The sequence below is a fragment of the Phytopseudomonas argentinensis genome (assembly GCF_900113905.1).
Classification (GTDB): domain Bacteria; phylum Pseudomonadota; class Gammaproteobacteria; order Pseudomonadales; family Pseudomonadaceae; genus Aquipseudomonas; species Aquipseudomonas argentinensis.
This window is the reverse complement of sequence record NZ_FORC01000003.1, coordinates 521,480-542,388: the sequence shown is the minus strand read 5'-3', so window position 1 is coordinate 542,388 and position 20,909 is coordinate 521,480. Positions and strand designations below refer to the sequence as shown.

Genomic DNA, 20,909 nt, shown 5'->3' with positions numbered 1-20,909 from the left:
GCGCCGCAGATCTCAGAAACTGTGGCCCAGGTTCAGGTACAGGGCCTTCTCGTTCTCGTCATTCAGGCCATAGCTGAAGTTCAGCGGCCCCAGCGGCGTCTCGTAACCCAGGAACACGCTCGCGGCGTTGATATAACCGCTATCGAAGGCATTGTCGTTGTTCCACACCCGGCCACGTTCCAGGGAAGCGCCAAAGTACAGCGGGAAGTCCAGCGGCAGGAACGAGCGCGGGGTCATGCGCCGGTAGTACACCATGCGCCCAAGGCTGACGTTCTGGCCGGCCAGGGCGTCCTGGCGAAAGCCCGAGAGCTGCTGCGCACCGCCGAGCTGGAAACTGGAGGTGACCACCTGGGCGTCATCGAGGGTGCGCCCGTAGCGAGCACCAACCACCAGGCTGTGCGGCCCCTGGCTGAACGCCTTGTCGAGCTTGATCTGCCACTGCCGATAGCGATCGTCGGCACCGAGGCTGGCGTCATACTGGCGCAGGTTCAGGCTGATCTCCTCACCTTCGTTGGGAAAGTCGACATTGTCCAGGGTGTCGAAGGCGTACTGCAGTTCGTAGTAGCCCTCGGTAAAGCTGAACTCCGGCTGATCGCGCTCGCCGATACGCACCTCGGCATCGCCCCAGGCCTGGCCGATGCCGAAACGCAGCTCGCCGTTGTTGGCGATCTGCCGGCCGATATCGAACCCGTAGCCGTAGCGCTGCACCCGGTACTCGGCGATCGGGTCGTTGTCCAGCACGGACTCGAGGTTCCAGGCCTCGGCACGCAGGTTGGGTGCCACGAACCAGCGCGAGCCGACGTCGAGTGGCTGATAGAACTCGCTGAACAGCTCCTGGCGGTCGCCCAGTTGCACCCGTGTCAGCCACTCGGCACCCAGGCGATTGATGCCGTTCTTGCGAAAGCTCGCCCCCAGGTTGAAGACGCTGTCGCCGTTGAAATCGTCGGAGAGGTTCAGCCCCATGCGCAGGTAGTCGGTGCCGGTGCGCTTTTCCCGGGCATCGATCACCAGGGTATTCCGATCGTTGCGGCTGACCATCCGATACTGCACCCGCTCGAAGTAGTCGAGGCCATACAGGGTGCCCATGTCGCGCTGCAGCTTGGCCATGTCCAGCGGCTCGCCAATGGGTTGGCGGATATAGTTGCGGATCACCTCGTCGCCAACCTTGGAGTCGTTGTCCACCTGGATGGCGTGGATCACCGGGGCGCGCTGCTGGGCACTGCGCGCCAGGGTCAGTGCCGGGTTGCCGCCGCTGCGTCGGACCAGCTCGCTCAAGCGCGGCTGCAGCACCTTGGCGGCCTGGTAGCCCGCCTCGATCATTTCCTCGCCGCGGCCAAAATCGGTGACTGCGAATCTCGCCATGTCCGGCTGCACCAGCACGTCGCTGTCGCGCAGCGTGGCCAGTTGCTCCTCGGAATTGCGCCGGGTCATCATGGTGATCGACTGGTTGAGTACGTCGACCACGGTGAGCAGCTCCTTGCGCGGTTTCAATGGCGTACCGATATCGACGACGATGACCCGGTCGACGCCCATGTCGCGCGCCACGTCCACGGGGATGTTGTCGACCATGCCGCCATCGACCAGCAGGCGGCCGTCCAGCTCCACCGGCGCGAACACCGCCGGGATCGACATGCTGGCGCGGATCACCTGGGGCAGATGGCCGCTGCGAAACACCACCTTCTGGTCATTGGCGATGTCGGTGGCCACGGCGCGAAAGGGAATCGGCAGGCGGTCGAAGTCGCGCACGTCGCTGCTGCGCACCAGCAGCCGCTCGAGCAGCAGCGCCAGGTTCTGGCCCTGGATCACGCCCAGGGGCAGACCGAGGCTGCCGTCATCACGAAAGCTCAGGCGCTGTTTGATGAGAAAGTCGCGGTCATCCTGCTTGCGCCGAAACGGCACGTCGGTGCGCGGCGGATCGTCGGACAGCACCTGCTGCCAATCCATGGTCAGCGCCACCTCCTCGAGCTCGGCGATGCTGTAGCCCGAGGCGTACAAGCCGCCGATTACCGCGCCCATGCTGGTGCCGGCGATGGCATCGATGCGCACACCCTGCTCCTCCAGCGCCTTGAGCACGCCGATATGGGCCAGCCCCCGCGCCGCGCCGCCGGACAGCACCAGGCCGACCTTGGGCTGGGCCTCTTGCGCAATACCCAGGAGGGGAAACAGCAGGAACAACAGAACGAACAGACGACGCATGGCACATCCCTGGCGTTGGGCGAAAAAGCGCCATTATAGGAGCCTGCCGGCCAGGGATGCGCGCCGCGAAATGTTCCGTCTGCAATCAGTGCAGGCGGTGGGATTCGCCCATGAAGGGATCCTGGAAGCTGGAGATTTCCGATTGCAGGCGACGATTCTCGCCATAGGCCTCGATGGCCCGACGGTAACGCATGCGCTGCTCGTCGAGCAGCTTGCGGCGGGCTTTGACGACGCTCTGTTCCGGGTGCAACGCTTCATCCACATGGCGAGCCATGGCAGGTCTCCAGGTTGAATTACGGGAGACCAGCTTCAGCGAATGCGATGACGCTTTGACGGCACATAGATGAAAGACCGGTGACAGCAATCTGCCAGACCTTGAGAAACGCTAGCGGCTAGCCATCTGCGTTTTTTCCTGCGTGTTCCGGTTGAACACACGCACACCGTCTACCGGCAACAGTACGGTATCCAGCGCCAGATCCACCGGCAGGGTTACCAGAAAAATCGGGCAGCCCAAAAACATCCAGCAGTAGAGATCGCCAGTCATGTCTACGGTCTTTCTGGTGGCCGGATAGAGTTTGACCTCCTCGTCCGGCCCCAGACGGGTTACAACACTGCTGCAACCCAACAGCATGCTGATCAGGCCGACGCCTACCCCCGGCCTCACACGCCAGGTCATCCTTGAATTCAACGGTTCTACTCTTCCGTGGTGCGTATCGACTTAGCCGATAAACGCAGACTACGCAGGCTGCGCTTTACACTCTTGAGGTGGTTGACCAGGCTCGGGCCACGGGCCATGGCTACGCCCATGGCCAGTACGTCGATGACTACCAGGTGGGCGATACGCGAGGCCAGCGGGGTGTAGATCTCGGTATCTTCCTGCACGTCGATGGCCAGGTTGACGGTGGCCAGGTCGGCCAGCGGCGTCTGCCCGGGGCACAAGGCGATCAGCGAGGCGCCGGCTTCACGCACCACATTGGCGGTGGTCAGCAGGTCCTTGGAACGCCCGGACTGGGAGATGCACACCGCCACATCGGACGGTTTGAGGGTGATGGCGGACATTGCCTGCATGTGCGGGTCGGAATAGGCCGCGGCATTGAGCAGCAGACGGAAGAACTTGTGCTGGGCATCAGCGGCTACCGCGCCAGACGCACCAAAACCGTAGAACTCGATACGCTGCGCCTGGGAGCAAAGGCCAATAGCCTTTTCCAGGGCTACCGGGTCGAGCTTCTCGCGTACTTCGATCAGGGTATGCAGGGTAGTATCGAAGATCTTCATGCTGAAGTCGGCGACCGAGTCGTCCTCGTGGATCGCAAACTGACCGAAGCTGGCACCGGCGGCCAGGCTCTGCGCCAGCTTCAGCTTGAGATCCTGGAAGCCACTGCAGCCGATGGCGCGGCAGAAACGTACGATGGTCGGTTCGCTGATGCCCACCAGGTGGGCCAGTTCGGCCATGGAGCTATGCATGACCGCCGCAGGATCGAGAAGCACATGATCGGCCACCTTGAGTTCCGACTTACGCAGGAGGTGGCGTGACTGGGCAATGTGCTGCAACAAATTCACTGGCTGGGACTCGACTGGCAAAGGATGGATACGCGACTGGACGTCTGCAGCGCCACGACTCGGTTATGATCGAGGGACGCCGCCGGGCTGTAGTGATCTTGTAGTTATACTACAAGCCTGGCGACCTCGCACGGACAAACCGAATCGGAGTTCCCATGCAGAGCAATTGCTGCGACATGCTGGTATTCGGCGGCACGGGCGACCTCGCCCTGCACAAGCTGCTACCGGCGCTCTATTACCTGCATCGCGATGGTCGGCTGCACCGCGATACACGCATTCTCGCCCTGGCCCGCAGTACCCATACCCGGGCCGCCTACCAGGCCCTCGCCGAACGACACTGCCGCGTGCAGGTAGCGCGCGCCGACTTCGATGAAGATACCTGGCGCAGCTTCGCCGAGCGTCTGGACTACTTCACCATGGATGCCTCGCAAAGTGCCGATTTCGGCCGCCTGGCCAAGTACCTGGGCGCTGACCAGCAGCGCGTCAGACTCTTCTACCTGGCCACCGCGCCCGACCTGTTCGAAGACATCGCGTCGCACCTCAAGGTCGCCGGCCTGGCAGGCGCGGGCGCCCGTATCGTGCTGGAGAAACCCATCGGCCATTCCCTGCAGTCGGCGCAGGCGATCAATGCCAGCATTGGCGCGGTGTTCGACGAGTCCCGGGTGTTTCGCATCGATCACTACCTGGGCAAGGAAACCGTTCAGAACCTGATGGCCCTGCGTTTCGCCAACGCGCTGTTCGAGCCGGTATGGCGCGCCGGGCACATCGACCATGTGCAGATCAGCGTGTGCGAGACCCTGGGTGTGGAAAACCGCGGCGGCTACTACGACAACGCCGGTGCGATGCGCGACATGGTCCAGAACCACCTGCTGCAATTGCTCTGCCTGGTGGCCATGGAGGCACCGGTGCGTTTCGACGCCGAGTCGGTGCGCAACGAAAAGGTGAAGATTCTCGAGGCCCTCAAACCCATCACCGGGCTGGATGTACGCGACAAGACCGTGCGTGGCCAGTACACCGCCGGCAGGATCGGCGGCCAGGACGTGCCGGCCTACTACTTCGAGAAGAACGTCGATAACGACAGCGACACCGAGACCTTCGTCGCCGTGCAGGCCGAAATCAACAACTGGCGCTGGGCGGGCGTGCCCTTCTACCTGCGTACCGGCAAGCGCCTGGCTCGCAAGAGTTCGGAAATTCTCATTCAATTCAAGCCGGTGCCCCACCAGCTGTTCGGCAATGGCCAGGCCAACCAGTTGTTGATTCGCCTGCAACCGGAGGAGCGTATCAGCCTGCAGCTGATGGCCAAGAACCCGGGCAAGGGCATGCGCCTGCAGCCGGTCGAACTGGACCTGAACCTGGCCGATGCCTTCAACAAGCAACGCCGCTGGGATGCCTATGAAAGGTTGCTGCTGGACGTGATCGAAGGCGACTCCACGTTATTCATGCGCCGCGATGAGGTGGAAGCCGCCTGGCAATGGGTCGACCCGATCATCAAGGGCTGGCAACAGCACTACCAGAGCCCACGCCCCTATGCAGCAGGCAGCAATGGCCCGGAACAGCTGCAGCACCTGCTGGAGCGCCATGGTCGACAATGGATCGATGAATCCTAATAGCCCAGGAGGCGGGCTGCTATTAACAGCCCGCTTATTGCCACCCGCCAATCAATGCCTCGGCGTGTAAGCATTTGGCTATTGATGACATCTTATAAGACAGCGATCCGATTAATGGATCGGAACTTGACATACTTCTGCCGCGAGCCATTAGGTTCAATAAATTTATTTACCCATTGGCTTACTCGTGAATATCGGAAACCTATCAAGGCCACTAATCGCACAAGGCGAAATCTATAAGATTAAAAAACAATGAGTTGCGAAACACTGGCTAATCCGAGGTGATTAGTAATTTTGTTTTAAATAACCAAAGCTATTAGATTAATATTATTTAATTTCAAAAAGTTATCATCGATAGTTTTCCACCTTCTCCTCAGCCGCTAACTTAAAAACTTGCCAAGTTAATCTCACCCCTCCTTCGCAGTGAAATTGGGGTGAATTGAAACTCGCTTGGCACTGTTCAGTAGTGGGTAACAGGAGAAGTTGCATGGCAGTACAGGCGAAAGTCGCGCCCATTGGCCAACAGGTCACGCAAGCCACCGAACGTACTGTCAGTAATACGCTCCCTCTCTCCGAAAGCAGCCATGTAGCGCTCAATATCCCGCCCGAGGCAGTTACCAGCTATACCCGCGAAGGGCCGGATCTGATCATGCAGATGCAGAACGGTGAGGTTCTGCGCATCAGCAATTTTTATGCATCGGTCGAACAACCCAGCCAGCTGTATCTGGTGGGTGAAGAAGAACAGCTGGTCGCGGTGGATCTTTCCCAGGCAGCGGCTTCAGATGGCATTCTGGCCGCGTCCTACGCATCGGAAGGTACGCTCTCGGGCTTCACCTCTCTGACTTCCGTGGCGGGCGCCGCCGGAGGCACCCTAGGGCTGGGCACGGCTACCGTTATCGGCGGGGTAGCCATCGCTGGCGGCGTGGCGGTGGCGGATCAGGTCGACCAGCGCAGCACTAATAGTGGTAGCGGCAATAACGAGGGCGGCAGCACCACACCTCCTGTCGATCCGGTAGACCCCGTAGAGCCAGTGGACCCTGGAGACCCGGAGGACGACGAACCACCCGCTGCGGCCAGCAATCTGCTGCTGAGCCAGGACAGTCGCTTCCTGACGGGAACCGCAGAACCTGGAGCCCTGGTCAGGGTCGAGGTCAACGGCAGCGTGTATACCGTCAACGCCGATGCCGACGGCAATTTCGTAGTGACATTTGCGGCAGCGCTGACGGGCGGCCAAACCATCAACGTCCTGGTGGTGGATGCAGCAGGCAATGTCAGCCCGCCGGCGTCCCTCGACGCCCCCCTGGTAACCCAGCCTTCGACCGTAGAACCAAGCAATGGTGACCAGTTGAGCGGCTCGGCAATAGCCAATGCCACCATCTTCCTGATTCACCCCAATGGCGAGGTGCTCGCCCAGACCACTGCCGACGCCAATGGTGATTGGTCATGGATTCCGTCACCCGCATGGCCCGATGGCACCCTGATCGATGTACATACGGTTGCGCCTGGCGGCTTTCGCCCTCCGGTAATTCGTATTGTTATCGACAAGACGCCTCCTGCAGCACCCAGCGTCGAGGCCAGCAATGGCGCTCACCTGATCGGTACCGCCGAGCCTAACAGCACGGTAACGCTGACCATCAATGGCAATACAACGCTTACCGTGACTGCGGCTGCAGATGGCACCTGGTCTTATCAACCCACCCCCGCATTGGCCAACAATACATCCGTCACCATCACCGCCACTGACCGGGCCGGCAATATCAGTCAGCAAACCAGCCTGACTATCGACGCTCAAGCCCCAGATCGGCCGACCATCAGCAATAGCAATGGCACGGTTTTCAGCGGTAGCGCGGAAGCGGGCAGCACCGTTATCCTCAGCGACTCCAATGGCGTGATCGGTCAGGCGCTGGTCGATGCCAACGGCAACTGGCATTTCACTGCCAGCCCGGCGATCACCAATGGCAGCCAGGTCAGTGTGGTGGCCCGCGACGCCGCGGGAAACGTCGGACAAGCAGAAGCCGTGGTGGTGAATAACGCACTGCCCAATGCACCGATAATCGCTGCAAGCAACGGAACGCTTATTGCGGGCACCGCGGACGCTGGCAGCCTGGTCATTGTCATTGCCAACGGCAGCGAGATTGGTCGCGTCATAGCTGGGGCCAACGGCACCTGGACCATAACTCCACCATCTGCGCTTGCCGATGGTACGGTGATCAGCGCTACCGCCAGCACCCCGGCAGGCACCAGCGCGGGAACCACTCTAATTATCGATGCCGTGCAGCCGCTACCACCCGTGGTTCAACCCAGTAACGGTAGCGAGCTGAGCGGTACCGCCGAGCCCGGCGGCAAGATCATTTTGATCTACAACAATGGCGAGCTGATCGGACAAACCGTTGCCGATGCCAATGGCAACTGGAACTTCATCCCCACCACACCGCTGGCGGACGGCGCAGCAATCGAAATCCGCGTGCGCGATGCCGTGGGCAATACCAGCCCACCGCTGATCGTGGAGATCGACCGGACCCCACCTGCAGCTCCGCAGATCGACGCCAGCAGTGGCAGTACCCTTAGTGGCAGTGCGGAGGCCGGTAGCACCGTGGTGATCACCGGGCCGGGTGGAATATCCATCGGTGAAGTCGTAGCAGACAACAATGGTAATTGGAGCTTCACCCCGGGCAACGCCCTCAGCAATGACACGCCACTGACCATCACCGCCCGTGACCCGGCCGGCAACGTAAGTCCACCCAGCACGGTGGTAATCGACTCACAACCGCCCGCGGTGCCCACCCTGAATCCCACCAATGGCACACTGCTGAGCGGTAGCGCCGAACCGGGCAGCACGGTGACGATCCGTATTGGCACTTCGCCTGAGGTAGAGGTGACCGCGGACGGCAACGGCAACTGGACCCTTAGCCCCGGTGGGCCGATTGCCAACGGCGTTACCATCGAGCTCAGTGCCCGAGACCCCAGCGGCAACACCAGTGGCACCACCACGGGGATCGTCGACACCCTGGCACCCGATGCGCCGCTGATTTATCCCAGTAACGGAGGTCTGCTTAGCGGCACCGCCGAAGCCGGCAGCACCATCACGATCAGCATTCCCGGTGCCCCCGACCAGACCACCACCACCGATGCCGATGGCATCTGGACATTCGCGCCAGCGACCCCGCTTGCCAATGGCGCGAACGTCACCGTTACCGCGACCGACGCGGCCGGCAACCAGAGCCTGGCCGCCAGCCAGACCGTCGATACCACGCTACCGGCGAGCCCGACCATCGAGCCAAGCAACGGCAGCCAGTTCACCGGTACCGCGACGGCAGGCGCGCTGGTGGTGCTGAGCGATCCGAACGGTGTCCTCCTGGGCCAGGCCACTGCCGACAGCAATGGCAACTGGACGATCACGCCGCCCACCCCACAGCCCAACGGCACCAGTGTCAGCGCGACGGTGGTGGCCAACGGCCTCAGCAGCGCGCCGGCCATCACCGTGACCGATAACGTCGCGCCGCCAGCACCCACCCTGCAACCCAGCAACGGCAGCCTGCTCAGCGGAACAGCCGAAGCCGGCAGCACGGTGCTGCTGACCGGGCCGGGTGGCACCGCCATCGGCCAGGCCATTGCCGATAGCCAGGGCAACTGGAGCTTCCAGCCCGGTACACCGCTGGCCAACGCAACGGTGGTCAACGTTGTTGCCCGCGATGCGGCGGGTAACCAAAGCACCGCGGCCAGCATCACGATCGACAGCGTCGCACCGCAGGCGCCGGTCGTTGATCCGAGCAACGGCATGCGGCTGCTGGGTAGCGCCGAGGCCGGCAGCACGGTGATCATCAGCGACAGCAGCGGGCGGGTGATCGGCCAGGCGACTGCTGACGCCAACGGCAACTGGTCGCTGAGTCCATCGCCAGCCTTGGCCGACAACGCCGTCATTACCGTGGTGGCGCGCGACGCCGCTGGCAACACCAGCGCGCCCGCCAGCCTGAGCATCGATGCCGCTGCGCCCGCTACACCGATCATCGAACCGAGCAACGGCATCATCCTGCGCGGTTTCGCCGAGCCGGGCAGCACCGTCACCCTGCGCGACGGTGCCGGCAACCTGATCGCCGAAGCCACGGCAGCGGCCAATGGCACCTGGAGCACGACGCTGACCGCGCAATTGCCCGACGGGGCCCGTGTCACGGCGATGGCAACGGATGCGACCGGTAATACCGGCCCTGCCGCCTCGCTGATTATCGATGGCGTGCCGCCGCCAGCGCCGAGCCTCGGTTTCAGCAACGGTACACAGCTCAGCGGCAGCGCCGAGCCCGACAGCACGGTGATTCTCACCGGCGCCAATGGTGCACTGATTGGCCAGGTCACAGCCGATGCCGGCGGCAACTGGTCGTTCACGCTAGCGAGCGCATTACCCAACGGTACGCCAATCAACGCGGTAGCCCGTGATGCCGCCGGCAATACCAGCGCCGCCAGCAGTGTGGTTACCGACAGCGTGGCCCCTGCAGCACCCACCGTGGTGCCCAGCAGTGGGCAGCAACTCAGTGGTACCGGCGAGGCGGGCAGCCTGTTGGTGATCAGTATCGGCGCCACGGTAATCGGACAGGCAAGGGTCGATGCCCAGGGTAACTGGAGCTTCACGCCTCAAGCACCGCTGGCGAACGGCGCCGCGGTGAGCATCGTGGCCCGCGACGAGACCGGTAACCAGAGCGCCCCGGTGGGCATCACGGTCGACGCCGCCGCGCCCGACACGCCCACCATCCTGCCCAGCAACGGCCGCTCGCTCAGCGGCACCGCCGAGGCCGGCAGCACGGTCATTCTCACCGGCCCGGGCGGCGTTGCCATTGGCCAGACAACCGCCGATGGCAATGGCAACTGGTCCTTCACGCCGCAGAACCCGTTGCTCGATGGCACTCAGGTCAACGTGGTCGCTCGTGACGCTGCCGGCAATACCAGCCAGCCAGGCGCTACCCTGGTGGATGCTCAGCCGCCCGCCACCCCGACGATCACAGCGAGCAACGGCTCGACCCAGCTGAGCGGCACCGCCGAGCCCGGCAGCATCCTGTCGCTGACCATCGGCAATGCCGCACCGCTGACGGTTCAGGTCAATGCGGATGGCACCTGGACGCATCCCTTGGGCGGCCAGCTGGCCAACGGCACCCAGGTCTCCGTGATCGCCCGCGATGCAGTCGGCAACAGCAGCCCGGCGGTCGTCATCAGCATCGACGCCCAGGCCCCCGCCGCCCCACTGCTCGACCCCAGCAACGGCACGCAGGTGACGGGCACCGCCGAAGCCGGCAGCCTGATCACCATCACCGGCGCCAATGGCTTCAGCCAGACCACCACCGCCGACACCGATGGCAACTGGTCGATCACCCCGGCCAGCGCCCTGGCGAACGGCGCCCAATTGACGGTTACCGCCACCGATGCGGTGGGCAATCAGAGCCCGCCTGCCAGCGTGACCGTGGATGCGACCCTGCCGTCGCGCCCGACCATCGCGCACAGCGACGGCAGCGAGCTCAGTGGCACCGCCGCGCCGGGCGCCACCGTACAACTGACCGACGGCTCGGGCAGCGTGATTGGCCAGGCCGTAGCCGACGCTCAGGGCAACTGGACCTTCACCCCGCAGCCACCGCTGGCCAATGGCACCATCGTCGAGGCGACGGTCACCATCGCCGGCCTGAGCAGTGCAGCGGCCTCCACGGTGATCGACAGCGTTGCGCCCGATCTCCCCACCATCGCTGCCAGCAATGGCACGCAACTCAGCGGCACGGCCGAAGCGGGCGCCACGCTGATTCTCACTGGCTCGGGCGGCGTCAGCATCGGCCAGGCGACCGCCGACGCCAATGGCAACTGGACCTTCACACCCACGCCTGCCCTGGCCGATGGCCTGGTGGTCACCGCCGTGGCACGGGACGCCGCCGGCAATACCAGTGGGCCGGTCGCCACCACGGTCGACGCCCAGGCGCCAGCCACACCGACGATCAATGCCAGCAATGGCCAACAGCTCGGCGGCACCGCCGAAGCCGGCAGCAGCGTGGTAGTCACCGAAGCCGGCGGCCGCGTCATCGGCCAGGCCACCGCAGCCGCCGACGGTACCTGGACATTGACCCCCTCACCGGCGCTCGCCAACGGCACGCTGGTCAGCGCCGCCGCCCGGGACGCGCTTGGCAACACCAGCGCGTCGGTCAGCACCGTCATCGATACCGTCGCACCGGTTACGCCGACCATCTCGCCCAGCAACGGCGTGGAACTCAGTGGTACGGCGGAGGCCGGCAGCACTGTGCTGCTTACCGCCCCAGGCGGTACGGTGATCGGCCAGGCGAGCGCCGATGCGGCTGGCAGCTGGAGTTTCACCCCCGACACCGCACTGGTCGACGGCACGCAGGTGACGGTGGTCTCGCGCGACGCGGCAGGCAATACCAGCCCATCCGCCAGCACCGTGATCGACGCCCAGGTGCCGGATCATCCCACTCTCAATCCGAGCAATGGCGTGCTGCTCAGTGGCACGGCCGAGGCCGGCAGCACGGTCGTCATTACGGGAGCAGGTGGTGCGCCGCTTGGCACCGCCCTTGTCGACGCCAATGGCAACTGGAGCACCACCCTCACCCCGGCTGTGGCCGATGGCAGCCTGGTCACCGTGGTGGCCCGCGATGCGCTGGGCAACGAAAGTGCGCCCGCCAGCATCCTGGTCGACGCCATTGCACCCGCCGCGCCGGTGATCGCGCCGAGCAACGGCCAGCTCATCAGCGGCACCGCCGAAGCCGGCAGCACGGTGACGATCCGCGTGGCGGGCACCAGCATCGGCACTGCCGTGGCGGACACCAACGGTAACTGGACCCTGACCCCGAGCACTGCCGTGGGCAACGGCATCAACATCACCGCCACGGCTGCCGATGCAGCCGGCAACGTAAGTGCCCCAGCGGCTGCAGTCACGGTCGATAATCAGGCGCCAGCACAACCCACCATCCAGCCCAGCAATGGGGTGATCTTGAGTGGCACGGCCGAAGCCGGTAGCACGGTCATCATTACCGGCGCAGGCGGCGTCGCCATCGGCCAAACGGTGGCCGATGGCGCAGGCAACTGGTCGTTCGTGCCGCCGGTAGCACTCGGCAACAACACCCCGATTCGGGTGGTGGCCGAGGATGCAGCCGGCAACACCAGCACACCGGCAAACCTGGTGATCGACGCCGTGCCGCCCGCCGCCCCAGTGGTGCAGCCAAGCAACGGCGTGCAGCTCGGTGGCAGCGCAGAAGCGGGTGCTACGGTGATCCTCACCGGCCCGGGCGGCGTCATCATCGGGCAGACCACCGCAGGCCCTGGCGGCGCCTGGAGTTTTACCCCGCCCACGCCGTTGCAGCATGGCACCTTGGTCAGCGTCAGTGCCCGGGATGCCGCAGGCAACGATGGAGCGCCCACTGCCGTTACCGTCGATGCCATCGCACCCGTGGCACCGACCATCGAAGCCACCACCGGCCTTACCTTGCGCGGCACCGCCGAGGCGGGCAGTACGGTTACGCTCACCGCCAATGGCAATACCATCGCCACCCTGACGGCCGATGGCAGCGGCAACTGGACGTTCACCCCTGCCACCGCCCTGGTCAATGGCGTGGTGGTCACTGTCAGGGCAGAAGACGCGGCCGGTAACCAGAGCCCCGTGGCCAGCACCACGGTCGACAGCCTCGCCCCGCTCCCACCGGTTATCGCCGCCAGCAACGGCAGCGAATTGAGTGGCACCGCCGAGGCCGGCAGCACTCTACGCCTGAGCGTGGGCGGGGTACAGATCGCCACGGTGGCCGTGGACGGCAATGGCAACTGGTACTACAAACCAGCGCTGCCGCTGGCGGAAGACACCGTCGTCACTGCGGTCGCCGTGGATGCGGCGGGCAACCTGAGCACCCCGGCCAGCGTGACCGTGGACGATAGGGTGCCCGACCTGCCCGACGTACTGCCCAGCAACGGCAGCGTGCTCAGCGGTACCGCGGAGCCAGGCAGCACCGTCACCATCCGTATTGTAGGTAGGGCTGACGTGCAGGTTACGGCCGACGCCACCACCGGTGCCTGGTCGCAGAATTTTTCACCGGCCATCCCCAACGGCACCTCGGTGAGCATCACCGCCACCGATGCCACCAACAACACTAGCGCGCCGGCCATCGTAGTGATCGACGCCGTGGCGCCCGGTGCCCCGACCATCCAACCCAGCAACGGCAACCTGCTGACCGGTACGGCCGAAGCGGGCAGCACGGTGATCCTCACCGGCCCCGGCGCCAGCCCCATCGGCACCACCACCGCCAATGCCGACGGCACCTGGAGCTTCACGCCGCAGTCACCCCTGGCCAACGGCACGCTGGTGACGGTGGTGGCACGTGATGCCGCCAGCAACACCAGCCCATCGGCCAGCACCACCATCGATAATGTGGCGCCCGTACTGCCCTCCATCCAGCCCAGCAATGGCACGGTGCTCGCCGGCACGGCTGAAGCGGGCAGCACCGTAGTGCTTACCGGCCCCGGGGGCCTACCCATCGGCACTGCCATCGCCGACGGCGGCGGCGCCTGGACCTTTACCCCAAGCCCGGCCCTGGCCAATGGCGTGGTGGTGACGGCGGTGGCCAGGGATGCGGCCGGCAATAGCAGTGGCTCGGTCAGCACCACGGTCGATGCCGTGGCGCCCACTGCGCCCACCATTCAACCCAGCAACGGCATCTCGCTGAGCGGCACCGCCGAGGCCGGCAGCACGGTGATCCTCACCGGCCCGGGTGGCACGACAATTGGGCAGGCAACCGCCAACACCAGTGGCAGCTGGAGCTTTTCGCCGGGCAGTGCCTTGGCCAATGGCACCGTAGTCACTGCCGTGGCGCGTGACGCAGCGGGTAATACCAGCGGCTCGAACAGTGCCACCATCGATACCGTGCCGCCCGCCGCGCCCACCATTCAACCCAGCCGAGGCATCGTGCTTACCGGCACGGCCGAGGCCGGCAGCACGGTGGTGCTCACCGGCAGCAATGGCGCTCCCATCGGCACCACGACCGCCGCCGCCAACGGCACCTGGAGCTTCACGCCAAGTAGTCCGCTGCCCCATAACACCGCCGTCAACGTGGTTGCCAGGGATGCCGCCGGCAACCAGAGCCCTTCGGCCGGTACCACGATCGACAGCCAGGCACCCAACGCACCGAGCAGCCTGTTCGTCAGCGCAGACGGTACCCTGCTTACCGGTAGCGCAGAAGCGGGCACCCAGGTGCGTATCGTGGTGAACGGCAATGTGGCCAATCCAATCACGGTGACCGCCACCGCGGCAGGCACCTTCGCCGCGGTGCTGATCCCAGCACTAGTGGCAGGCCAGGCGATCGCCGTGACCGCAACCGATGCCGCGGGCAACGTCAGCGTATCGGCGGGCACCAACGCACCCAACCTGTCGGCACCTATCATCAGCGTGGCGGAAGCCCTCGACACCTACATCAACGCTGCCGAAGCCGCCGACGGTATTCAGGTGCGCGTCGGGTTGGCCACCGGGGTGCGCGCCGGCGACACCGTCACCCTCACCTACAGCGGTAGCGGTGGCTACACCTTCAATCAGACCCATACCGTTACCGCTGCCGAAGCGCTAGCGGGCAACGCCGTGGTTTCGGTGGTGCCGCCAACGGGCAGCTTCCCCCAGGGCGCAGCCTCGGTCACGGCGCACATCAACAATGGCGCCAACTCCCAGGCGGCGAACTTCACCGTCGACACCATTGCGCCGTCGTCACCGGTGCTGAACCTGGTCGGCAGCCTGCTGACCATTTCCGCTGAGCCGAACAGCGAGCTGACCGTGCGCATCGACCTGGGCGGCACCGTCGCCACCGCCACGGTCACCGCCAACAACGCCGGGCTGGCGTCGGTGAACCTGCTGAGCGGGCTGAACATCGGCCTGACCTGGGACCAGCTGCTCAGCGCCCAGGTGTCCGTTTCGGCCAAGGATCAGGCAGGCAACCAGAGCAATGTGGTTGCCCTGGGCCTGGGCGCCAGCCTGCAGCAGCAGCCAATCACCCTGGGCAACCTGGCGGTGGATGCCAACCTCAGCCTGCTGAACCTGCCGGCTGCGCGGCTCGGCGTCAGCGGCAAGACGGTGGCCGGCGCGGCCCTGGCGGTCGAGGTGCTGACCCCGGCGGGTTACATCGGCCTTGCACCGCTGGCCGCCGATGCCAACGGCAACTTCTCCATCAACCTGCTCAGCCCCAGTGTACTCAGCCAGCTCGGCCTGTCGCTGACCAACATCCTCAACCTGGGGCCGGATCTGGCGCTGCGTATCACCGCGACGTCTGCGGGCAAGACTACCGGCGTCTACACCGTGGATCTCGATCCGCTCGGCCTGCTCGGCCTGACCATCGGTACCGTGCGCGTCGACGGCACGGCCGCCGACGACATCCTGTCCGGCAGCGCCACCATCGCCAATGAGCGGATCTTCGCCGGCACTGGCAACGATCTGATTCTCAACGTGGCCGCTGGTGATCGGGTGGACGCCGGTGCCGGCAACGACACCATTCAGATCCGCGCCACCAATTTCGGCAGCGTCGACGGTGGCGCCGGTTTTGACACCGTGGTGTTCGATGGCGGCATCGACATCAACTACGGCGCCGCCGGCATCGGCACCTTCAGCAACATCGAGCGCATCGACCTTGGCACCGGCGATTCGGGCAGCACCCTGACCCTCACCGCCGCCGCGGTGGATGCCATGACCGACTCGCGCAACGTCCTGCAGATCACCGGTGAGAGCAACGACACCCTGATGGTCAGCAGCAGCGCGGTGAAAGGCGGGACGCAGTTGCTGGAAGGCATCGTCTATGACGTCTATACCTACGGAAACACCACGCTCTTGGTAGAAGAGAACACGGTACAGGTTGTGGTCAGTTGATAGGGAAATCGTCGTACCGTATGCACACACCTCATTGTCGATGGGCCGCGCGCCTGGCATTGACCCTGTGTCTGCCGGCCTCGGCCATGGCCATGCCGCTGGACCAGGCGGTACGCAATGGCCTGGCGATCCACCCCCAGGTGCGCGCCGCGGTGGCCGAGGCGGCTCGCGCCGAGACCGAGGTGAAGATCGCCAAGGGTGGCTACTACCCGTCGCTGTCGCTGTCCGGTGGCCCCCAGGAGTTCGATATTGGCGAGACCGTCTACGACGTTACCGTCTCGCAGATGCTCTACGACTGGGGCCGTGTCGACAGCCAGGTGGACAGCGCCAAGGCCACCCAGCGCCAGCTCTCGGCCAGCGCCGAAGTGACCCGCGAAGACGCCGCCCTGGACATCGTCGAGACCTACCTGGACGTGTTGGTCGCGCAGCGTCGTATCGACGCGGTACGCCGGCATATCCGCCTGCTCGACGACATCCGTGGAATGACCGAGGCACGCGGTGCTGACGGTTACTCGGACCGCAGCGAGCAGGACCGTGCCGGCCTGGAAATCGCCCGCGCCCAGGAGCAGCTGGCCCTGGAAAAAGGCGCCCTGCTCGATGCCGGCAACCAGTTCGCGCTGCTCGTCGGGGCGCCGCCGGAGGGCCTGGCCGAACCACGCCCACAGTCCATGCAGCGCTACCTGGCGACCCGTGATCTGCCAGGGCTGATCACCGGCTCGCCGCTCTACCAGCGCGCCCTGGAAGACACCAACCTGGCCCAGGCCGAGCTGCGTGGTACCAAGGCGGCGCTGCTGCCGCAACTGAACCTCGAGGCCTCGGCCACGCGGCGGGAGATCGGCGGGCGCTTGCAGAACGACTCGATGGTCAACCTGCGCCTGCGCATGGACACCATTCAGGGCCTCTCCAACTTCCAGCGCCCCACCGCTGCCGCCCAGCGCCTGGAGTCCGCCAGCTGGGGCCAGGACGCCATCCAGCGCGACATCCGCCGGCAGTTGCAGAGCCTGTTCGATATCGGCGATTCGCTGCTCTGGCGCGAGCACGCCCTGGCCGTGCAGGTGCGTGATTCCGAGCAGGTCGGCGGCCTGTATCGCGAGCAGTTCGAAGTGGGCCGGCGCGACGTGATCGACCTGCTCACCGTGCAGCGCGAGCGCTTCGAAGCCGAGCGCCAGCTGATCGTGCTGCAGGTCGAGCGCCTGCGCCTGGAATACCGCGCTGCGGCGCAGATCGGCCTGCTCGGCCCCTTGCTGGAGAATGGCCTGAATGGATCCTGACACGCTGACCTCGCCGGGCAAGAGCCAGGACCCGCTACGCCAGGGCCTGGTGCTGCTATGCCGGCAACTCGGCCGCCCGGTGAGCGACGCCGAACTGGCCGACGGCATCGCCCTGGATCAGGGCCGCCTGCCGCTGCGCATGGTGCCGCGTGCCCTGCGCCGTGCCGATATCGTCGCCCAGGTCAGCGAAGAAAAACTGCAGCGCATCGATGGCTACCTGTTACCGGCCCTGCTGCTGCTCAATGACGGGCGCTGCGTGGTGCTGGTCGGCCAACACGGCGAGCAGGCCGAGATTCTCGTGCCGCACAGTGACGGCGGCGTGCAGCAACTGCCGGTCGCCGATCTGCAGCCGCTCTACAGCGGCATGGCAGTGTTCGCCAAGTGCCGCTATCGCCCGGACGGGCGCGCCGAGGAATTCGCCAGCCCAACCCGCGAGCACTGGTTCTACGGCGCGCTCAAGCGCCTGCGCCGCTCCTATGCCGAAGTGGCCGTGGCGGCCTTTATCGCCAACCTGTTGGCCATTGCCGCCGCGCTGTTCGCCATGCAGGTCTACGACCGCGTGGTGCCCAACGCGGCCTTCGACACCCTGTGGGTGCTGGCCAGCGGCGTGGCCCTGGCCATCGTCCTGGAAAGCCTGCTGCGCGGGCTGCGCGCCCACCTGCTCACCACCCTGGGCAAGCGCCTGGATTTGCAGCTTTCATCATTATTGTTCGAGCGCGTGCTCAACACCCGCCTGGGCGCCAAGCCGGCGTCGGTGGGTGCCTTCAGCACGCAGATTCGCGAGTTCGAGTCGGTGCGCGAATTCTTCACCTCGTCGAGCGCGGCGGTGATCAGCGACCTGCCTTTCGTGTTCATCTTCCTGCTGATCATCGCCCTGATCGGCGGTCATGTGGTCTGGGTGCCGGTGGTCGCCGCCGTGCTGATGATCCTCCCCGGCCTGCTCGCCCAGGGTCGCCTAGCGCGCTTGTCGCGCCAGAACCTGCGCGAAGGGTCGGTGAAGAACGGCATCCTGCTCGAATCCATCGAGCACCTGGAGACGGTCAAGGCCAGCCGCGCCGAAGGCCGTTGCATGCACCTGTGGGAAACCCTCACCGCGCAGCTCGCCGGCAGCGCGATGAAAACCCAGAGCCTGACCTCGGCGCTCAGCTACGGGGTGAGCACCGTGCAGCAGCTGTGCTACGTCGGCGTGGTGGTATTCGGTGTGTACCGCATCAGTGATGGTTACCTGAGCATGGGCGCACTGGTCGCCTGCTCGATCCTGGCGGCGCGCACCATTGCCCCACTGTCGCAGATCGCCGGTATTCTCGGTCGCTGGCAGCACACCAAGGTCGCCCTCGAAGGCCTCGACCAGTTGATGACCGGCCCGGTCGAGCGGCCGGCCGGCCAACGTTTCGTGCGCAAGGAACACCTCACCGGCGACTATCGCCTCGAACAGTTGCGCCTCGCCCATGACGACGCGCCGCCGATCGTCGACATCAACGCCCTGAGCATCCGCGCCGGCGAGCGGGTTGCCCTGCTGGGCGGCAACGGCGCCGGCAAATCCACCTTGCTGCGCCTGCTCGCCGGGCTGCTCGACCCGAGCGCCGGGCGGGTGATGGTCGACGACATCAGCCTGACCCAGATCGACCCCGCCGACCGCCGCCGGCATATCGGCTATCTGCCCCAGGACATCGCGCTGTTCTACGGTACCCTGCGCGACAACCTCAACCTGGAAGGCGCGGCGGTCAGCGACGAGGAGCTGTTCGAAGCCCTCGACGGCGTCGGCCTCGGCGCCTGGGTGCGCAGCCATCCGCTGGGCCTGGACATGCCCATCCAGGGCAATGCCAGCCTGTCCGGTGGCCAGCGCCAGGCGGTCGGATTGGTGCGCGTGCTGGTGCAGGATCCGCCCATCGTGCTGCTCGACGAACCGACGTCGTCCTTCGACCAGGCCAGCGAAAAGAACGTGGTCGAATACCTGCAGCACTGGGTCAGCGGCCGCACCCTGATCCTGGTGACCCACAAGAAAGTCATGCTCTCGCTGGTCGAGCGCGCGGTGGTGATGCGCCAGGGCCGGGTGATCATGGACGGCGCCCTGGATCAGGTGGTGCAGGACAACGTGGTGAGCGCACCGCAGGAGCCGAGAGGGGGCAATCATGGCGTCCAATGACCGCCTGCGCCGGCAGCTCGACGATCCGCTGCTGAGCGCCACCCATCCACTGTTCCGGCCCTTGCTGTGGACGGTACTGGCCACCGTTCTGCTGTTCATCGGTTGGGCCGCCTGGGCCGAGCTCGATGAAGTGACCCGCGGCGACGGCCGCGTGGTGCCCTTTACCCGCATCCAGAAGATCCAGAGCCTGGAGGGCGGCATTCTCGACCGCCTGCTGGTCGGCGAAGGTGATCTGGTCGAAGTCGGCCAGCCTCTGGTGCGCCTCGACGAGACGCGCTTTCGCACTTCCTTCCAGGAGTCGGCCAACCAGTCGGCGGCACTGCGCGCCACCATCGCGCGCCTGGATGCCGAAGTGCTGGGCAAGGAGCGCATCGACTTTGCCGAGGACATCGACCCAACCAGCCCACTCGCGCACTCCGAACAGGAGTTGTTCAAATCCCGGCGCGACAAGCTGCAGGACGGCGTCAGTGCGATCAACCGGCAGATCCGCCTGGCGCAGCAGCAGCTCGACCTGGTCGAACCTTTGGTGGCCAAACGCGCCGTGAGCCAGATGGAAGCGCTCAAGCTCGGCCAGGAAATCGCCACGCTCAACGGCAAGTTGACCGAACTGCGCAGCACCTACTTCCAGGACGCTTACACCGAGCGGCAGAGCAAGAAAAGCGAACTCAGCGCCCTGGAGCCCATCATCGCGCAGCGCCAGGATCAGTTGCGCCGTACCGAGATCCTGTCGCCGGTACGCGGCCGGGTGAACACCGTGCTGATCAACACCCGCGGCGGGGTGATCCAGCCCGGCGAGCCGATCATGGAAGTGATTCCGGTCGAGGATCAGTTGCTCATCGAGGCGCGCATCAAGCCGCGCGATGTCGCCTTTCTGGTGCCGGGCATGCCCACCAAGGTGAAGATCACCGCCTACGACTACAGCATCTACGGGTACCTGACCGGCACCCTGGAGCAGATCAGTGCCGACACCATTTTCGAGGAGACGGCCCAGGGCAAGGAGTTCTACTACGAGGTGCTGATCAAGACCGACGGCAGCCAGCTCAAGCGCCGTGACGAAATCCTGCCGATCATTCCCGGCATGGTGGCCGAAGTGGACATTCTCAGCGGCAAGCGCACGGTGCTCAATTACCTGCTCAGGCCATTGCTCAAGGCCCAGCTTTATTAGACCCCGCCCATGATCTTTCTGGACATGCGTACGGGTAACTACAAGGCAGAAGCGGTCGGTGAGTATGTAGGAGGGGCTATAGCCCCGAGCTTTA

Annotated in this window: 9 protein-coding genes; 5 read left to right on the top strand and 4 right to left on the bottom strand. The window is 65.0% G+C overall.

All coding sequences use genetic code 11. The annotated features are described in order from the left end of the window. Nucleotides 1-12: 12 nt before the first annotated feature. The 4 genes from BM154_RS16985 to hexR form a co-directional block, all read right to left on the bottom strand. Entirely contained in the window at nt 13-2,196 is a 2,184-nt protein-coding gene (locus BM154_RS16985) for a patatin-like phospholipase family protein (protein ID WP_074886679.1), read from the bottom strand. An 85-nt stretch (nt 2,197-2,281) separates the two neighbouring features. Beyond that, on the bottom strand, nt 2,282-2,470 hold the full coding sequence (locus BM154_RS16980) for a PA3496 family putative envelope integrity protein (protein ID WP_074886676.1): 189 nt from the start codon (nt 2,468-2,470) through the stop codon (nt 2,282-2,284). A 111-nt stretch (nt 2,471-2,581) separates the two neighbouring features. Further along, complete coding sequence (locus tag BM154_RS16975) at nt 2,582-2,872, bottom strand: YceK/YidQ family lipoprotein (RefSeq protein WP_074886673.1); 291 nt, start codon at nt 2,870-2,872, stop codon at nt 2,582-2,584. A 17-nt stretch (nt 2,873-2,889) separates the two neighbouring features. Then, nucleotides 2,890-3,756, bottom strand: coding sequence for a transcriptional regulator HexR (gene hexR / locus BM154_RS16970; protein WP_074886670.1), 867 nt, complete (start codon nt 3,754-3,756; stop codon nt 2,890-2,892). 155 nt (nt 3,757-3,911) lie between these two features. Here hexR and zwf point away from each other — a divergent pair, with 155 nt between their 5' ends. The 5 genes from zwf to BM154_RS16945 all read left to right on the top strand — a co-directional run bounded on the left by zwf (nt 3,912) and on the right by BM154_RS16945 (nt 20,815). Further along, nucleotides 3,912-5,363 carry a glucose-6-phosphate dehydrogenase gene (zwf, locus tag BM154_RS16965; RefSeq protein ID WP_074886667.1) on the top strand — a complete coding sequence of 484 codons (1,452 nt, stop codon included), beginning with the start codon at nt 3,912-3,914 and terminating at the stop codon, nt 5,361-5,363. Between the two features lie 487 nt (nt 5,364-5,850). After that, nucleotides 5,851-16,233: an Ig-like domain-containing protein gene (locus BM154_RS16960; RefSeq protein WP_074886664.1), complete on the top strand. Its 10,383-nt coding sequence runs from the start codon at nt 5,851-5,853 to the stop codon at nt 16,231-16,233. 20 nt (nt 16,234-16,253) lie between these two features. Beyond that, nucleotides 16,254-17,504: a TolC family protein gene (locus BM154_RS16955; RefSeq protein WP_074886661.1), complete on the top strand. Its 1,251-nt coding sequence runs from the start codon at nt 16,254-16,256 to the stop codon at nt 17,502-17,504. Further along, nucleotides 17,494-19,650, top strand: coding sequence for a type I secretion system permease/ATPase (locus BM154_RS16950; protein WP_074886658.1), 2,157 nt, complete (start codon nt 17,494-17,496; stop codon nt 19,648-19,650). The genes BM154_RS16955 and BM154_RS16950 overlap by 11 nt, the downstream gene beginning before the upstream one ends. Next, nucleotides 19,637-20,815 carry a beta-barrel domain-containing protein gene (locus BM154_RS16945; protein WP_074886655.1) on the top strand — a complete coding sequence of 393 codons (1,179 nt, stop codon included), beginning with the start codon at nt 19,637-19,639 and terminating at the stop codon, nt 20,813-20,815. The genes BM154_RS16950 and BM154_RS16945 overlap by 14 nt, the downstream gene beginning before the upstream one ends. Nucleotides 20,816-20,909 lie beyond the last annotated feature (94 nt).

Excerpts from the sequence above, each read along its gene's own strand:
- BM154_RS16955 (WP_074886661.1), top strand. The coding sequence starts at position 16,254 with ATGCACACACCTCATTGTCGATGGGCCGCGCGCCTGGCATTGACCCTG.
- BM154_RS16960 (WP_074886664.1), top strand. The coding sequence starts at position 5,851 with ATGGCAGTACAGGCGAAAGTCGCGCCCATTGGCCAACAGGTCACGCAA.
- zwf (WP_074886667.1), top strand. The coding sequence starts at position 3,912 with ATGCAGAGCAATTGCTGCGACATGCTGGTATTCGGCGGCACGGGCGAC.
- BM154_RS16945 (WP_074886655.1), top strand. The coding sequence starts at position 19,637 with ATGGCGTCCAATGACCGCCTGCGCCGGCAGCTCGACGATCCGCTGCTG.
- BM154_RS16975 (WP_074886673.1), bottom strand. The coding sequence starts at position 2,872 with ATGACCTGGCGTGTGAGGCCGGGGGTAGGCGTCGGCCTGATCAGCATG.
- BM154_RS16985 (WP_074886679.1), bottom strand. The coding sequence starts at position 2,196 with ATGCGTCGTCTGTTCGTTCTGTTGTTCCTGCTGTTTCCCCTCCTGGGT.
- BM154_RS16980 (WP_074886676.1), bottom strand. The coding sequence starts at position 2,470 with ATGGCTCGCCATGTGGATGAAGCGTTGCACCCGGAACAGAGCGTCGTC.
- BM154_RS16950 (WP_074886658.1), top strand. The coding sequence starts at position 17,494 with ATGGATCCTGACACGCTGACCTCGCCGGGCAAGAGCCAGGACCCGCTA.